Genomic DNA, 15688 nt, shown 5'->3' on the forward strand with positions numbered 1-15688 from the left:
CCGGGAGCCTGCTGCCCGGCCCTGCCTCCTTCGCATGTCAGCGCGGATACGGGGCGCTCAGCCCCATTTGGTCAGCGAAGCGGCCAGTTCGGGATGGTCCCGCGCCTTGTCGGCGAGCGACAGGCCCTCGGCCGCCGCGTCCCAGGCCTGGCGGATGGCGCGCACGCCGGCGGCCGGCCCCATCGGATGGCCATGGATGCCGCCACCGCCGAGATACATCAGGTCGAGCGTGCGGCCGGTGCGCTCATAGGTCTCGACCGCCTGGCCGCCCCACTGGCCCGAACAGACCACGGGCAGCGGCCGGTCGGCCTCGGAAAAGATCGGCGTCATGCAGTCTTCGAAGGAGCGCACGAAGCTCTCGTCCGGCTCCCAGTATTTCGCCTGGATGCCGTTGATCTGGAACTGGTCGACGCCGAGCAGCCGCCAGATCTTCTGATAGACCCTGAATTCGAGACCGAGGCCCGGATGGCGGGTCAGAATGTCCCAGCCATTGCGGTGGGCATGCAGGCACAGCGCCGAGCGCTTGCGCAGGAAGCTCATGCCGCCATAGCCGATGGAGTTGATGTTGACGACGGCGGCATTGCCGCCGGCCTCGACCACGCGGTCGTGGTTGCGCATCATCGTGTCCGGATCGGCCGACGAAATGCCGAAGGCGTACATCACCCGCTTGCCGGTCTTCTGCTCGTGATTGCGGATCACCGGCATGATGGCCGCGATGCGCTGCTCGAGCGGCGAATAGGCCGGGCTCATCAGCTTCTCGTCGTCCTTGATGAAATCGACGCCGGCGGCGCAGAGATCGGCGACGACCGCGGCGGTCTCGTCCGGGAGAAGCCCAAGCGACGGCTTGATGATCGAGGCGATCATCGGCCCCGTCTCCACGCCCATCAGGCGGCGCGAGCCGTCGATGCCGAATTGCGGTCCGGGATGGCACGCCCAGGCCTGCGGCAGGTCAATGTCCATCACGCGGATGCCGGTAACGCCCTTGACCGCGAAGACGCCGCCGATGGTGATGGTCATCAGCGCGGCGATGTCGGTGCCGACGGCCTCCAGCGGATAGGCAATGGTGACGTCGGCGCGGCGATACGGCCCCTGCCCTGCCGGATCGGGAATCGACGGGACGGCCAGCGGCTCGAGCGGCGTGACCTGCTCGACGCGGGCGGCGCAGCGGGCGCGCACGGCCTCGGTCTCGGTCGGCAGTTCGGTGAAGGTGCCGGTCGACTGGTCCGACGCGATCTTGGCCGCCATCGCCTCGACGTCGCCGGCGCATTCGATGCGATAGGTCACCCTGATCATGTCGTCCGCCATCGCATTATCCTTCTTGTCGCACGCCATCTCAAATACTCATCATACCTGTTGACATAGTAATGACGATCTCTCAAGCTTCGGGCCGATCTAGGGAGGAGGGCATCCGCACCGGGTGCCACGAATGATCGGGAGGAGCCTTTCATGCTGTTGAACCGTCGTATTCTCATTTCCGCGCTGGCTGGCGCTGCCAGCCTGATCGCGATGCCGGCATTCGCCCAGGACAAGGGCCTGATTGCCATCATCACGCCGAGCCATGACAACCCGTTCTTCAAGGCCGAGGCCGTCGGCGCCGAAAAGCGCGCCCAGGAACTCGGCTACGAGACCCTCGTCCTCGTCCATGACGACGACCCGAACAAGCAGTCGGAAATGTACGACACGGCGATCGCCCGCGGCGCCAAGGCGATCATTCTCGACAATGCCGGCGCCGACGCCTCCGTCGCGCCCGTACGCCGCGCCAAGGAAGCCGGCATCCCGTCCTTCCTGATCGACCGCGAGATCAAGGAAAGCGGCATCGCCGTCAGCCAGATCGTCTCCAACAATTACCAGGGCGCGCAGCTCGGTGCGGAGAAGTTCGTCGAGCTGATGGGCGAGGCCGGCAATTACGTCGAGCTGCTCGGCCGCGAAGCCGACACCAATGCCGGCATCCGCTCCTCGGGCTATCACGACATCATCGACCAGTATCCGGACATGAAGATGGTGGCGCAGCAGTCCGCCAACTGGTCGCAGACCGAAGCCTACGAGAAGATGGAAACCATCCTCCAGGCCAATCCGGACATCCAGGGCGTCATCTCCGGCAATGACACCATGGCGATGGGCGCCTGGGCGGCGCTGGAAGCCGCGGGCCGCACCGACGTCATCCTCGTCGGCTTCGACGGTTCCAACGACGTGCGCGACTCGATCAAGAAGGGCGGCATCAAGGCCACCGTGCTGCAGCCAGCCTATCGCCAGGCCCAGCTCGCCGTCGAGCAGGCCGACCAGTACCTGACCACGGGCTCCACCGGCCAGCCGGAGAAGCAGCTCATGGACTGTGTGCTGATCGACGAGAGCAACGCCGACAAGCTCGAGACCTTCGCGCTCGCCGACTGACGCTCCCCGTCTCCCAAGACACGCTCGTGCCTGGCCATCGTGCCAGGCACATCACCTTTCGGGGGCAGGACTGCCATGCGCAACAGAACCATCCGCACCACCATTCTCGCCGCCTCGGTCCTCTGCCTCTGCGGCTTCACCATCGTCTGGGACTCCGAGAAGACCGCCGGTGAAGGCGCGGTCGCCGCCACCGACGAGACCCGCATGGCGACCTATGCCGAAGAGGCATGGGAGCCGAAGGTCATGCCGGAGATCGCCAGCCACGTCGTGCCGCTGACCGATCTGCGCGCCGCCATGGCCAGCGATCCCGACGCCGCCGGCGAACAATACGGCTTCCCCCGCGACGGCGAGACCAGCCCGTGGAACTTCGCCGTCTCCGGCGAGGGCAAGATCGTCGAAGCCAAGCTGAAGAGCCGCGCCGCCAAGCTGCAGGTCGATACCGACAGCGACGGCAAGGGCGACGTCACGGTCCAGCTCGGCCCGATCATCCGCGGCACGGCGCTGCGCGACGCCATGCCGTTCATCGTTTTCACCGATTTCCGCGACCAGATCGAATTCGCCAAGCTCGCCAATGCGCTGAACGCCGTCGCCCATTCGCGGCTGACGCTTCCCGAGGGCGACGTGGTCGGCCAGACCGCCCGCTTCGAGGGCGTCATCGCGCTGAAGGGCGACGCGCAATCGGTCGAGCTGGTCCCGACCCAGCTCCAGATCGGAGAGTGAGATGGCCGACGCTGCCCATCCGATCGGCCTGTCGATCCGCAACGGCCTGAAGGTCTATCCCGGCACGGTCGCCCTCAAGGACGTTGATTTCGACCTCCATATGGGCGCCGTGAACGTGCTGGTCGGCGAGAACGGCGCCGGCAAGTCGACGATGATGAAGGTCATCGCCGGCGTCGAGCAGCTGACCCAGGGCACCATCCTGATGAATGGCGAGGAACGGGTGTTCCGCTCAACCGACGAGGCCGCCCGCCACGGCATCGGCATCGTCTTCCAGGAGCTCAACCTCTTCCCCAACCTGTCGGTCAGCGACAACATCTTCATCGCCCGCGAAAAGACTCGCGCCGGCGTCGATATCGACATGACCGCGCAGCGCGAGGAAACCCGCCGCCTCCTGCGCCGGCTGGAGCACGACATCGACCCCGACACGCTGGTCGGCGACCTCAAGGTCGGCCAGCAGCAGATCGTCGAGATCGCCAAGAGCCTGGCGCAGGACGCCCGCATCCTGATCCTCGACGAGCCGACCTCGGCGCTGTCGGCCTCCGAGGTCGAGATCCTGTTCCGGGTCATCGCCGATTTGAAGGCCAACGGCGTCGGCATCGTCTACATCTCGCACCGGCTGGAAGAGCTGATCCGCGTCGGCGACTACATCACCGTCCTGCGCGACGGCGCCATCACCGGCGCCCGCTCGATGGACGGCGTCGACGTGCCCTGGATCGTGCGCAACATGATCGGCGAGGCCTCGAAGGATTTCGCCAAGGAGGTCGAGCACGATTACGGCGCCGAGATCTTCCGGGCCGAGCATATCTCGCTGCCCAACAAGAGCGGCGGCCTGGCCGTCGACGACGTCTCCTTCTCGCTGCGTGAGGGCGAGATCCTCGGCGTCTACGGCCTTATGGGCGCCGGGCGCTCGGAACTGCTCGAATGCATCATCGGGCAGCAGCGCGACTATGCCGGCTCCTTCTTCATGCGCGGCGAGCACCTGGCCAAGCGCGGCGTCTCCGACCGGATCGCCCGCGGCCTCGCCCTCATTCCCGAGGACCGCAAGCAGGACGGGCTCGTGCAGATCCTGTCGATCCGCGAGAACATGACGCTCTCCAGCCTCGGCGCCTTCACCCGCGGCATCCACATGTCGCTGAAGCGCGAGGCCGAGACCGTCGCCGACTTCATCCGCCGCATGACCATCAAGATCGCCTCCCCCGAGCACGAGGTCTCCTCGCTGTCGGGCGGCAACCAGCAGAAGGTCGTCATCTCCAAGGCGCTGATGACCGACCCCAAGATCCTGCTCATGGACGAGCCGTCCCGCGGCATCGACATCGGCGCCAAGGCCGAGGTGTTCCGCGTCATGCGCAAGCTGGCCGCCGACGGCCTCGGCATCGTCTTCGTCACCTCGGACCTCGAAGAGGTGATGTCGCTGTCCGACCGGATCCTGGTGATGTCGAACGGCCGGGTGACCGGCGAGTTCAGCAAGGACGAGGCGACCGAAACGGCGCTCGTCGAGGCTTCGGCAATGGGGCACGCCCCCGACCACGCGCCCAGTTCCGCCTTCAAGGAGGCCTCGTGATGACCGCCCAGACCGCCACCGCCGTTCCCCGCCGGGAGATGGACAGCACCTCGATGCTGCTCGTCATCCTGAAGGCGCGCACTTTCATCGCGCTGATCCTCGTCTTCGTCTTCTTCGCCTTCGCCGCGCCGAACTTCCTGTCGACGGCGAACATGGTCATCATGTCGAAGCACGTCGCGCTCAACGCCTTCCTCGCCATCGGCATGACATTCGTCATCGTCTCCGGCGGCATCGATCTGTCGGTCGGCTCGATCGTCGGCCTGTGCGGCATGGTCGCCGGCTGGCTGATCCTCAACGGCATCGATCTGGGGCTCGGTTGGTCGATCCAGTTCAACACGATCGAGATCTGTCTCCTGGTCATCGTCGTCGGCGTGGCCGTCGGGGCGATCAACGGGATCCTCATAACCAAGCTCAACGTCGCGCCCTTCATCGCGACTTTGGGCACGCTCTATGTCGCGCGCGGCGCCGCCATGCTGTCCTCGGACGGCCGGACCTTCCCCAACCTCAACGGCAACGCCGAATACGGCTCGGACACCTTCCGGATGATCGGTGCCGGCGACTTCCTCGGCATTCCGATCTCGATCTGGATGCTGATCGTGGTGGGTTGCGTCGCCGCCTACATCGCCAAGCGCACGCCGCTCGGCCGCTACATCTACGCGGTCGGCGGCAACGAGAAGGCCGCGGCCCTGTCGGGCGTGAAGGTCAACCGGGTCAAGTATTTCGTCTACATGTTCTCGGGCTTCTGCGCCGCGCTGGTGGGCATCATCATCGCCTCGCAGCTCGTCGCCGCCCATCCGGCCACCGGTGACACCTTCGAGCTCAACGCCATCGCCGCGGCGGTGCTGGGCGGCACGTCCATGTCGGGCGGTCGCGGCAAGATCGGCGGCACCATCATCGGCGCCTTCGTCATCGGCGTCCTGTCGGACGGCCTCGTGATGATGGGCGTCTCGGCCTTCTGGCAGACCGTGATCAAGGGTCTCGTCATCATCGCCGCCGTGGTCATCGACCAGGCCCAGCAGCGCGTCCAGAGCCGCGTCGCCCTGCAGGCCCAGGCGGCCCTCGGCAAGTAAGGAGAGTACCCCATGAAAGGCGCATTGATCGGCTGCGGCTTCTTTGCACAGAACCAGCTGCATGCCTGGCGCGACATCGACGGCGCGGAGATCGTGGCGCTCTGCGACCGCGATCCCGAGCGGCTCGCCGCCACCGCCGAGACCTTCGGCATCACCCGCACCTACACCGACGCCGCGGCGATGTTCGCGGCCGAGGAGCTGGACTTCGTCGACATCGCGACGACCGTCCAGAGCCACCGGCCGCTGGTCGAAATGGCCGCCGGCGCCGGCTGCCATGTCATCTGCCAGAAGCCCTTCGCCGAGACGATGGACGACGCCCGCGCCATGGTGGCCGCCGTCGAGGCCGCCGGCCGCACGCTGATGGTGCACGAGAACTTCCGCTGGCAGTCGGCCGTGCGCAAGGCGATCGAGACCGTGCGCAGCGGTGCCATCGGCACGCCCTTCTTCGGCCGCGTCGCCTTCCGTTCGGGCTACGACGTCTATTCCGGCCAGCCCTATCTGGCGGAAGGCAAGCGCTTCATCATCGAGGATCTGGGCATCCACATCCTCGACATCTCGCGGGCGCTGTTCGGTGACGTCGAGCGCATCGCGGCGACCACGAAGCGGGTCAATCCGAAGATTAAAGGCGAGGACGTGGCCACCATGCTGCTCGCCCACGAAGGCGGGGTGACCTCCGTCGTCGACTGCTCCTATGCCACCCGCCGCACGCCGGAGACCTTCCCGCAGTCGCTGCTGGAGATCGACGGCACCGAGGGCACGCTGCGGCTCGGCGCCGGCTACAGCCTGGTCGTCCAGACCGGCGGCGAGGAGACGGTGACCGACGTGTCGCCGCCCGTCCTGCCCTGGGCCGAGCGTCCCTGGCACAACATCCAGGAGAGCGTGCGGATCATCCAGCAGCACTTCGTCGCCTGCATCAACGCCGGCACCCAGCCGGAAACCTCGGGCGCCGACAATCTGAAGACCCTGGCGCTGGTCCAGGCCGCCTACCGCTCGGCCGAGACCGGCGAGACGGTGAGGCTGTCCGACATATGAGCGATCCGGTCGAACTCTACGGCACGGACCAGCCGCTCGAAACGGCGCGTCCCGTCGAGCTCGGCCCCGTCGCCTTCGCATTTCGCAACGGCGCGATCTCCCACCTCACCGTGGGAGGCCGCGAACTCCTGCGGCACGTGGCGTTCCTCGCCCGCGACCGGGACTGGGGCACGCTGTTTCCGGAGGCCGGTCCGGTGCGCGAGAGCCGCGAGGGCGATGCGCTCGTGCTCAACTGCGCCCTCGCCTTCACCAACCCGCCGGGGCGGCTCGACGTGGACCTGACCATCCGTGTCCGGCCGGACGGGCTGGATTTCGATGCGGTGGGCAAGGCGAGCGGCCGGTTCGAGACCAACCGTACCGGCTTCACGGTCCTCCACCCGATCACCGGCCAGGCCGGGGCGCCCGTCACCGTCACTCATACCGACGGACAGGTCGAGGAGGGCCATTTTCCCGAGCGCATCGCGCCGTGGCAGCCCTTCATGGACATGGCCGGCATCACCCATCGCGTCGGCGACAAGGAATGCCGCTGCCGTTTCGAGGGCGACGCCTTCGAGATGGAGGACCAGCGCCAGTGGGGTGACGCCTCCTTCAAGACCTACAACCGGCCGATCGCCCTGCCCTGGCCCTACGACATCGCCGATGGCGAGGAACTGCGCCAAGCCGTGCGCCTGACATGGTCGGACGTCCCGGCAGCCGCGCCGAAACCCGCCGCGCCGCCGGCCGCCGGAACGACGTTCCCGCAAACGGCCATTCTGGTCACCGCCGACCATGCCCGTCAGGCCGTTTCCAGCCCCGGCGATCTCGACGCGGTCCGGCCGCAGCGCCTGCTCTGCCATGTCGACGCCAGCCTCGGCGACGTTCCCGGGCAGTTCGCCGCCCATGCCGCCCTGCAGGCCGCCGCGCCCTCCCATGGTTTCGACCTGGAGATGATCGCCGATTTCGGCGGCGATGCGGATGTCGATCCCGACCCGATCCTCGCCGGCTATGCCGACGCCATGCGCGCGGCGGGCTTTGCGCCGGCCAGCGTCATGGTCTGCCCGTCCGTCGACCGGCAATCGACGCCGCCCGGATCGACCTGGCCGCCCTGCCCGCCGCTCGACGCGATCCATGCCGCTGCACGCCGCCGGTTCGACGTGCCGCTGATGGGCGGCGGCATGGCGAGCTTCTTTCCCGAGCTGAACCGCAAGCGCCCGCCCGTGGAGATGCTCGACTTCGTCGCCCATTCGCTGTGCCCGATCGTCCACGACGCCGGCGACCGCGCCGTGATGGAGACACTGGAAGCCGTCGCCCACATCACCGCCTCGGCGCGGGCGATCATCGGCGATCGCGACTACCGCATCGGCCCGTCGACCATCGCCATGCGGCAGAACCCTTATGGCGCCCGCACCATCCCGAACCCGGATCGCCGCCGCGTCGCCATGGCCGACGACGATCCGCGCCATGCCGGCCGGTTTGCCGCCGCCTATGCGGTGGGGCTCGCCACCGCGCTGGCCCCGGCGGGGATCTCGGTCTGGACGCCGGCCGAACTCTATGGACCGCGCGGCCTCTTCGCGCCCGATGGCAGCCGCCTGCCCCTGACCGAAGCGATCGCGGCGCTGGCGGCTTGCGCCGGGATGGCGGTGGTGGCGAGCGAAGTGTACACACAACGCGCCCATCTTGCCCTGTCGGGTGCCGTGTTCGACGCAAACCTCACATTAGAACCCTTCGAAGACTTGCCACCTTTTGGTTGGAAGGTAAGAGACGACGTCGGCGCAACGCTGCGGCAGGGCGGCGCGACGAGATCGAAGAGGTAAAGCGGTGTTCCAGCTCGATTCAGGCCAGGAGGGCGAAAAGATCGTCCGGCGCAAGCTCTCGGATCAGGTGCTGGACAAATTGCGCCACATGATCCGGTCGCGCGAATTGCGCGCCGGCGACTACATGCCCTCCGAGCGCGCCCTGATGGAGCGCTTCGGCGTCGGCCGACCGGCGGTGCGCGAAGCGCTGCAATCGCTGCACAATGCCGGCCTGATCACCATCAGCCATGGCGAGCGCAGCCGGGTCAACGAGATCACGGCCGGCACGGTTCTCGACCAGACCGACGAGATTGCCCGCCTGCTGCTCAACGCGGTGCCGTCGAACCTGGAGCATCTGAAACAGGCGCGGCGCATGTTCGAGCTCGGCATCGTCCGGGTGGCCGCCGAGAACGCCACCGACGCCGATGTCGCGGAACTGCGCGAACTGGTGCAGCGCCAGCGTTCGCTCCTCGGCGGCGACCCGGTGCCGTTCATCGAGGTCGACATGGCGTTCCACACGCGCATCGCCGACATCGTCGCCAACCCGATCATCTCGGCCGTCTCGGTCGCCATGCTGCGCTGGCTGTTCCAGTACCACACCTCGCTGCTGCACTGGTCGAACAACGAGGAGATCACCCTGACCGAGCACGACTGCATCGTCGACGTGATCGCCGCGCACGATCCCGACAAGGCGGTGGAGACCATGCGCGGCCATCTCAACCGGTCGCTCGACTTCTACAGCTTCGGCGACGGCGAGACGCCGCCGCGCTGATCGTCCGGGCCCAGTGACTGCGGTTCAGCCGCGCGGGCCGCCGCCGTCCCTGATCCAGCCGAAGAAATCCTCCGAGCCCATCTGGCCGCCCTTCAGGGCAATCTGCAGCCCGTCATGGGCGCCCTTGCCATAGGCGGTGGACAGCGACGCGCCCGGAATCGTCGGGGCACAGGCGACCAGCGCATCGAGACCCAGTTGCCGCATGCCATGACCCGACGTGTCGCCGCCTGAAATGATGGCGCGGCGGATCCCGGTCTCGCCGAGCGTCCGGTCGAGGATCCGGCCCAGAGCCTCGCCGATGCGCCGGTTGGCGATCTCGATGGTCAGGCCGCTCTGCGAAACCGTCGACCGGAAGGCCCCTACCGCCTTGTCCTGGTTGCCGAGCGCCGAATGGACCAGCGGGCTGGCGCCATTTGCGGCCGCCGCGCAGGCCGCCGCGACGAGCCGGTCTTCCTCCGCCGCCAGTTCCGCCGGCGAACCGCAGACGCGCGTTGCGTCGAAGGGCAGCAGCGCGAAGCCGTTGGCGCCGGCCCAGGTGAGTTGCGCGCCGGTCATCGACGAGACCGATCCCGAGATCACGGCGATCCGGTCGACGCGCCCGGCGCTGCCGGCCGGTTCGGCCGAAGCGATCAGGCCGATCTCCAGCCAGTGGCGCAGAAGCGCGAATTCGATGCCCTGGCTGCCGACCACGAAGCCGAGCCGGTCGCGGTTTTCCCACAAGAGCCGCCCTGCCGCCGTCTCGCTCGCCGGCTCCATCGAATCGATCGACAGGAGCCGCGCGCCGTCGCGCAGGGCCGCCTCCAGCCGCGGCTGGGGACCGGACCACAGGGCCTCCAGGTCGATCAGCGCCGAGGGCAGCGACGTCTGCTCGGCCAGATGCTTCAGGAGATCGGCCTCGTGCATCGGCGTGACCGGATGGTCCGACATCACCGGGTGCCGGTCGAGGCGGTAGACACCGTCGAAGGTGCCGGCGAAGAGATGGCCGAAGGCCTGGTAGCGACGCATCTGCGGCGCGGCGGTCAGGATCGGCACCGCGGCGGCCGGACGAATGGCGAGGCCGAGATCGATCGCCTTGCCGATATTGCCGGTCTGCGGCGAGGAATCGAAAGTCGAGCAGACTTTGTAGTGCAGCAGCGGCGCACCGAGATCGTGCAGGAACTGCAGCGGCGCCGGCATGTGCTCCGCCATCCACTCCGGGCCGTGGCTGCGCGCGGTGGACGCGATGCCGATCGCCCGGCACGTACTGAAGCGGGCGAGCAGTTCGGCGTCCGGCACGTCGCTGAACAGAACGGTCGGCACGCCCGCAAAGGCCAGCGCTTCCATCACGGCGGCCGATCCGGTGAAGTCGTCGCCGTACCACGTCACCCAGGGCGTGACGGGTTCTGTCTCTTGCATGAAGCTACCTCGAAGGCCCGTGGCGGGCGTTGACATTTCGGTCCTATTATTATCTCATCATACCAGTTTAGGAAAGGTCCCGTCGGACCTCGGAGGAGTGTAGGCAATGACCACTGTGGCGCTGTTCGGCGCAGGCGGCAAAATGGGTGTCCGTCTTTCCCGCAATCTGGCGAAATCGGATTTCGACGTCCGCCATATCGAGGTCGACCCGAAGGGCCAGGAGCGCCTGAAGGATGCGATCGGCGTCGATTGCGTCGACCAGGAGACCGGACTGGACGGCGCCGACGTGGTGATCCTCGCCGTGCCGGACACGGTGATCGGCAAGGTCGCGTCGCTGGTGGTCCCGAAGGTCGCGCCGGGCACGATCGTCGTCGTGCTCGATGCCGCGGCGCCCTTCGCCGGCCATCTGCCCGAGCGGGCCGACATCACCTATTTCGTCACCCATCCCTGCCATCCGCCGATCTTCCACAACGAAGAGACCGAGGCAGGCCGCAAGGACCATTTCGGCGGCGTCGCGGCCCAGCAGGGCGTCGTCAACGCGCTGATGCAGGGACCGCAGGAGCATTACGAGATCGGCGACAAGGTCGCCCGCGCCATCTACGCGCCGGTGGCCCGCACCTATCAGGTGACCGTCGAGCAGATGGCCTATCTGGAGCCGGGCCTGTCGGAGACGGTCTGCGCCTCGCTGCTGGTGGTCATGCGCGAAGCCATGGACGAAGTGGTCAAGAAGGGCGTGCCGCATGATTGCGCCCGCGACTTCCTGCTCGGCCACATGAACATCCTCGGCGCGGTGATCTTCGACGAGGTCGACGGCGTGTTCTCCGACGCCTGCAACAAGGCCATCGAATTCGGTAAGCCGATGCTGATGCGCGACGACTGGAAGCGCGTCTTCGACCGCGACGAGATCGCCGCAAGCATCCAGCGCATCACCTGAAGCACGACGCTTCATCGACATGACAGGAAACGGGCGCGTCGCAGGACGCGCCCGTTTCGTTTGCGAACGACGCCGCCCGCGCTTCGTCTGCCGTCTAGCCCGGCGGCATCTCGGCGAAGCTCTTGAGGCCCGGACCGACCCGGTCCCATTGCTGGGCGCGGGCCGCATAGGTCACCATGCCCGGATGGAAGCAGCTCGGGTCGTCGAGACTGCCGACATGGATCGCGATCATTTCGGGCATCGCCTCGAACGTGACGAAAACGGGCGAGCCGCAAATCGGGCAGAAGGCGTTGTGCTTGACGTTGCCGCTGTCACCGGCGACCGGCCAGGACTTCAACTCACCCTGGACGATCAGGTCCTCGCGCCGGTCGAGAACCACGTAGGACGCATGGCCGGTGCCGCTGCGCTGCTGGCATTGGCGGCACTGGCAATGAAGCGCGGCGATCGGTACGCCGGCCTTTTCGTAGCGGATCGCGCCACAGGCGCATCCGCCGGTATAGGCTTCAGACATCTTCCGTATCCTCGAAAAGCGCAGCGCTCCGCGCCGCGTCAGGCGGCCCTTGCCCTGCCGGACAGATCGAAGCCCCGGCCCGTTTCCAGATAGGATTTCAGGCTGGACAGGACGAGCGGCCAACCCTTGCTGACCCCGGCGGCCATGCCGCTGCCGACCTGCAGGTCGTCATGGCTGACACTCAGCCGAACGCCGTGATCGTTCGGCTCGATCTGGAATGTCACCCGGCTGTAGCTGTCCGGGTCGGATGCCTGGGACGCACCGGTCCAGGTCATGACCAGACGGTGTGGCGGCGCGCTCTCGACCACCTTGCCGACGATCTCCACCGGCCGCTCGTCATTGTCGCGGACATGTCGCCAGGTCGAACCCGGGGTCCAGTCCGAGACATTCTCGTGTCCCCAGTAGAGCCGCGCGACATCCGGCCGGGTGATCGCCTCGAAAACCTTCTCCGGCGTCGAAGCGATGTAGGTGATGTAGACAAAACTGGTCCTGTCCTGCGTCATTTCCGTTCTCCTTCGAGTTCGTTCTTCAGGTCGTGCAACAGGGTGAGCCGGTGCGTTTCGAACTTGCGCACCCAGCGCTCGTAGATGTCGTGCAGCGGCACCGGGTTGATGAAGTGCCGCTTCTCCCGCCCGCGTTTGACGGTGCTCACGAGATTGGCCGCCTCCAGAATTCCCAGATGCTGCGTGGCGGACTGGCGGGCCATGTCGAGATTCAGGCAGAGCTGCCCGAGGGTCTGGCCATTCTCTTCGCAAAGGCGGTCCAGCAGCTTTCGGCGGGTCGGATCGCCGAGCGCCTTGAAGACCTTGTCATCGTCCATCGATCTCATTTCCATGCTGACGGCCCATGATATGCAGGTTTCTGCCTGCATGTAAAGACAGGCAGGCTGATACCTGCATGCCGCGGCACCCCGCCTTGTCGGGTGTGTCACGGAAAGGCAACGCTCGCAGCCATTCTGCGACCGGCAATGTCGCACGAGGCGGGACGGCAACAGGTCCTGCCCGGTCGGCGTGAAGGGATTGGTGAACCGTCTTTGCCGAAATCGCCGTGCTTGTGGTACCGCTGCGCCAGATAGATCGAGGGCGCTTCCCATTCGGCCCGGATCGGCAGACTGCGAGCAGCATGACCCCTCTCTGGCAATCCCTCTTCGCCAATCTGGCGCTTGTTTCGATTCTCGTGCTCGCATGGGATTTCGTCACCGAATGGACGACCCGGCTGTCGCCGAAGATCCAGTCCCTCTTGCTCGGGCTGATCCTCGGCATCGGCGCCGTCGTCTCCATGGCCTCGGCGCAGCCGCTGATCGCCGGCTTCGTGATCGATCTGCGCGCGCCGCTGGTCGCCGCCGCCGGCTTCTTCGGCGGGCTACCGGCCGTCATCATCCCCGGCGTCGCTGCCCTGTTCTACCGCGTGTATCTGGGCGGCGCGGGCGCCATGGCCGGCGTCGCGGACATCGTCATCACCATCGTCGTCGGACTGGCCGCCTATTGGTGGACACGCACGCGTCCGCGCACGATCAGCGTCATCCTGGTCTTCGGCCTGGCAGTGGCCTTCGGGCGGCTGGTGGCGTTCCTGGCGATCCCGGCCGATCTGCGGCTGTCGCTTCTCGCCCGCACCGGCGTACCCTTGCTGGTGCTGACCTTCATCAGCGCCGTGCTCATCGCGGTCGTCCTGCAATGGCAGGCGCGCCGGCGCGAACTGTCGGCGACCAACGCCATCTACCGCGCCATGGTGCGGGAGCTTCCGGACTGCCTCAATGTGAAGGACGTCGACGGGCGGTTCATCGCCGCAAACCCGGCCACCGCCACGATGATGCGGGTTCGCGGCGCCGCCGACCTGATCGGCAAGACCGATTTCGATTTCTACCCGCCCGAACTGGCGACGCGTTTCCGGGCCGACGAGGTCGCCATGCTGGAGAGCGGCAAGGCGATCCGGACCGACCAGATGACCGTGTTCCCGGACGATTCCGAGGGCTGGCTCAACACGCTGAAGGCGCCGTTCCGCGATCATAAGGGCCGGATCGTCGGCATCATCACCTATAATCGCGACGTCACCGAGCAGAAGCGCAATGCCGCGGTGAAGAACGAGTTCATCGCCACGATCAGCCACGAACTGCGCACGCCGCTGACCTCGATCCGCGGCTCGCTCGGCCTGATCACCGCCGGTGTCACCGGCGAATTGCCGCCCAAGGCCGCCCACATGGTCGAGATCGCCCACAACAACAGCGAACGGCTGGTGCTGCTGATCAACGACATTCTCGATCTTGAGAAGCTGGAATCCGGCAAGATGCCGTTCGACCTGCAGCGCACGCGCTTGCGCCCCCTCCTGGAGCAGGCGATCGCCGCCAGTTCGAGCTACATGCCCGAGCGCCGCGTGACCATCCGGCTCGTCGACGAGGCGCCCGACATCGAGGCGAAGACCGACACCAACCGCCTGCACCAGGTCTTCGCCAATTTCCTCTCCAACGCGGTCAAGTTCTCGCCGGTCGACGGGACCGTCACCGTGACGATCGCGCGGCTCGGCGAGGACTGGGTGCGCATGTCGGTCTCCGACCAGGGCCAGGGCATCCCCGAATCCTTCCGCAAGCGCATTTTCGGCAAGTTCGAGCAGGCCGACGCCACCGACAATCGCCAGAAGGGCGGCACGGGGCTTGGCCTCAGCATCGCCAAGACGATCGTCGAGAAGCTGGGCGGCAAGATCGGCTTCGATACCGGCGACAGCGGCACGACCTTCCATGTCGACCTGCCCGAACTGGTCGCCCGGCAGAACGATCCGGCCGGTGTCATCGATCATCGCCCCCGTGTTCTCGTCTGCGAGGACGAGCGGGATATCGCCGAGATCGTGGCCGCCCATCTCGACGCGCAGGGGTTTGCCAGCGACATCGCCCCGGGCATCGCCACGGCGCGGACGCTTCTGTCGAACTTCGAATATGTTGCGGTCACGCTCGACATCCGGCTGGCCGGGGACAGCGGCATCGAGCTCTTCCACGAGATCCGCCGGTCGCCGCGCAATCCCGATCTGCCGGTTCTGGTCATCTCGGCCGTGGCCGACGAGACCCGCGAAGCGCTGAACGGATCGGCCGTCGGCATCATCGACTGGCTGGCCAAGCCGATCGACACGGCCAAGCTGCGGGCCGCGCTGGACCGCGTGGCGATCCGCTCGCCCGAGAGCCGGCCGCGCATCCTGCATGTCGAGGACAATCGCGACGTCACCGAAGTGCTCGCCGGCGGGCTGGGCGGGGATGTCTGCGTCACCTCCGCCCGCACGCTGGAGGCGGCGCGCGAACTGGTGGCGCGGCAGCCCTTCGAGCTGGTCATCCTCGACATCAACCTGCCGGACGGCTCCGGCCTCGATTTGTTGCCGGACCTGTCGTCGGATGTCGCGGTGATCATCTTCTCGGCCGACGAGGTCGATCCGAACCTGCCACGCCGCGTCAATGCGACCCTGACCAAGACCCGCTCCTCGGAGCTCGACGTGGCGCGGCTGGTGCGCAGCTACCTGCCAGGCGGGCCGCAATCCGGCGGCGCCTGATC

Annotated in this window: 14 protein-coding genes; 9 read left to right on the forward strand and 5 right to left on the reverse strand. The window is 66.9% G+C overall.

The window, feature by feature from the left end; genetic code table 11:
- Positions 1-57: 57 nt before the first annotated feature.
- A complete protein-coding gene (gene oiaX / locus ACEQX1_RS19940) occupies positions 58-1293 on the reverse strand; it encodes a 3-oxo-isoapionate-4-phosphate decarboxylase OiaX (RefSeq protein WP_370192914.1) in 1236 nt (411 codons plus the stop codon).
- 153 nt (positions 1294-1446) lie between these two features.
- On the opposite strand from oiaX, the gene ACEQX1_RS19945 reads away from it, so the two are divergent.
- From ACEQX1_RS19945 to nanR, 7 genes are all read left to right on the forward strand, one after another.
- Complete coding sequence (locus tag ACEQX1_RS19945; protein ID WP_024350213.1) at positions 1447-2391, forward strand: D-ribose ABC transporter substrate-binding protein; 945 nt, start codon at positions 1447-1449, stop codon at positions 2389-2391.
- Positions 2392-2466: 75 nt separating this feature from the next.
- Positions 2467-3111, forward strand: coding sequence for a DUF2291 family protein (locus ACEQX1_RS19950; RefSeq protein WP_370192382.1), 645 nt, complete (start codon positions 2467-2469; stop codon positions 3109-3111).
- A 1-nt stretch (position 3112) separates the two neighbouring features.
- Positions 3113-4672 (forward strand): sugar ABC transporter ATP-binding protein, encoded by a 1560-nt coding sequence (locus ACEQX1_RS19955; protein WP_370192381.1) that lies wholly within the window; start codon positions 3113-3115, stop codon positions 4670-4672.
- The gene (locus ACEQX1_RS19960; RefSeq protein WP_370197499.1) at positions 4672-5742 is read left to right on the forward strand and encodes an ABC transporter permease; all 1071 of its coding nucleotides are present in this window, start codon (positions 4672-4674) and stop codon (positions 5740-5742) included. The genes ACEQX1_RS19955 and ACEQX1_RS19960 overlap by 1 nt, the downstream gene beginning before the upstream one ends.
- A 12-nt stretch (positions 5743-5754) precedes the next feature.
- Positions 5755-6774 (forward strand): Gfo/Idh/MocA family protein, encoded by a 1020-nt coding sequence (locus ACEQX1_RS19965; RefSeq protein ID WP_370192379.1) that lies wholly within the window; start codon positions 5755-5757, stop codon positions 6772-6774.
- The gene (locus ACEQX1_RS19970) at positions 6771-8567 is read left to right on the forward strand and encodes a hypothetical protein (RefSeq protein WP_370197501.1); all 1797 of its coding nucleotides are present in this window, start codon (positions 6771-6773) and stop codon (positions 8565-8567) included. The genes ACEQX1_RS19965 and ACEQX1_RS19970 overlap by 4 nt, the downstream gene beginning before the upstream one ends.
- A gap of 4 nt (positions 8568-8571) precedes the next feature.
- The gene (gene nanR, locus ACEQX1_RS19975; RefSeq protein ID WP_024350207.1) at positions 8572-9318 is read left to right on the forward strand and encodes a transcriptional regulator NanR; all 747 of its coding nucleotides are present in this window, start codon (positions 8572-8574) and stop codon (positions 9316-9318) included.
- Between the two features lie 24 nt (positions 9319-9342).
- Here the strand turns inward: nanR and ACEQX1_RS19980 are convergent, their stop codons facing one another.
- Entirely contained in the window at positions 9343-10713 is a 1371-nt protein-coding gene (locus ACEQX1_RS19980; RefSeq protein ID WP_370197504.1) for a four-carbon acid sugar kinase family protein, read from the reverse strand.
- 106 nt (positions 10714-10819) lie between these two features.
- Between ACEQX1_RS19980 and ACEQX1_RS19985 the strand changes: the two genes are divergently transcribed.
- Entirely contained in the window at positions 10820-11647 is an 828-nt protein-coding gene (locus ACEQX1_RS19985; RefSeq protein ID WP_024350205.1) for a phosphogluconate dehydrogenase C-terminal domain-containing protein, read from the forward strand.
- Between the two features lie 94 nt (positions 11648-11741).
- Here ACEQX1_RS19985 and ACEQX1_RS19990 read toward each other — a convergent pair whose 3' ends face one another.
- Genes ACEQX1_RS19990 through ACEQX1_RS20000 form a run of 3 tightly spaced genes read right to left on the reverse strand, consistent with a single transcriptional unit; the run spans position 11742 to position 12978 of the window.
- The gene (locus tag ACEQX1_RS19990) at positions 11742-12158 is read right to left on the reverse strand and encodes a GFA family protein (protein ID WP_024350204.1); all 417 of its coding nucleotides are present in this window, start codon (positions 12156-12158) and stop codon (positions 11742-11744) included.
- Positions 12159-12196: 38 nt separating this feature from the next.
- Entirely contained in the window at positions 12197-12661 is a 465-nt protein-coding gene (locus ACEQX1_RS19995) for an SRPBCC family protein (RefSeq protein WP_370192375.1), read from the reverse strand.
- Entirely contained in the window at positions 12658-12978 is a 321-nt protein-coding gene (locus tag ACEQX1_RS20000; protein ID WP_210310115.1) for a helix-turn-helix transcriptional regulator, read from the reverse strand. Before ACEQX1_RS20000 ends, ACEQX1_RS19995 begins: the two co-directional genes overlap by 4 nt.
- A 302-nt stretch (positions 12979-13280) precedes the next feature.
- Between ACEQX1_RS20000 and ACEQX1_RS20005 the strand changes: the two genes are divergently transcribed.
- Complete coding sequence (locus tag ACEQX1_RS20005) at positions 13281-15686, forward strand: ATP-binding protein (protein ID WP_370192374.1); 2406 nt, start codon at positions 13281-13283, stop codon at positions 15684-15686.
- Positions 15687-15688: the final 2 nt, after the last annotated feature.

The sequence above is a fragment of the Aurantimonas sp. genome, assembly GCF_964217435.1.
Classification (GTDB): Bacteria; Pseudomonadota; Alphaproteobacteria; order Rhizobiales; family Rhizobiaceae; genus Aurantimonas; species Aurantimonas coralicida.

Coding starts and splice junctions, on each gene's coding strand:
- ACEQX1_RS20005 (WP_370192374.1), top strand. CDS start 13,281: ATGACCCCTCTCTGGCAATCCCTCTTCGCCAATCTGGCGCTTGTTTCG.
- ACEQX1_RS19990 (WP_024350204.1), bottom strand. CDS start 12,158: ATGTCTGAAGCCTATACCGGCGGATGCGCCTGTGGCGCGATCCGCTAC.
- ACEQX1_RS19995 (WP_370192375.1), bottom strand. CDS start 12,661: ATGACGCAGGACAGGACCAGTTTTGTCTACATCACCTACATCGCTTCG.
- ACEQX1_RS19955 (WP_370192381.1), top strand. CDS start 3,113: ATGGCCGACGCTGCCCATCCGATCGGCCTGTCGATCCGCAACGGCCTG.
- ACEQX1_RS19960 (WP_370197499.1), top strand. CDS start 4,672: ATGACCGCCCAGACCGCCACCGCCGTTCCCCGCCGGGAGATGGACAGC.
- ACEQX1_RS19950 (WP_370192382.1), top strand. CDS start 2,467: ATGCGCAACAGAACCATCCGCACCACCATTCTCGCCGCCTCGGTCCTC.
- ACEQX1_RS20000 (WP_210310115.1), bottom strand. CDS start 12,978: ATGGACGATGACAAGGTCTTCAAGGCGCTCGGCGATCCGACCCGCCGA.
- oiaX (WP_370192914.1), bottom strand. CDS start 1,293: ATGATCAGGGTGACCTATCGCATCGAATGCGCCGGCGACGTCGAGGCG.
- ACEQX1_RS19965 (WP_370192379.1), top strand. CDS start 5,755: ATGAAAGGCGCATTGATCGGCTGCGGCTTCTTTGCACAGAACCAGCTG.
- ACEQX1_RS19945 (WP_024350213.1), top strand. CDS start 1,447: ATGCTGTTGAACCGTCGTATTCTCATTTCCGCGCTGGCTGGCGCTGCC.
- ACEQX1_RS19970 (WP_370197501.1), top strand. CDS start 6,771: ATGAGCGATCCGGTCGAACTCTACGGCACGGACCAGCCGCTCGAAACG.
- ACEQX1_RS19985 (WP_024350205.1), top strand. CDS start 10,820: ATGACCACTGTGGCGCTGTTCGGCGCAGGCGGCAAAATGGGTGTCCGT.
- ACEQX1_RS19980 (WP_370197504.1), bottom strand. CDS start 10,713: ATGCAAGAGACAGAACCCGTCACGCCCTGGGTGACGTGGTACGGCGAC.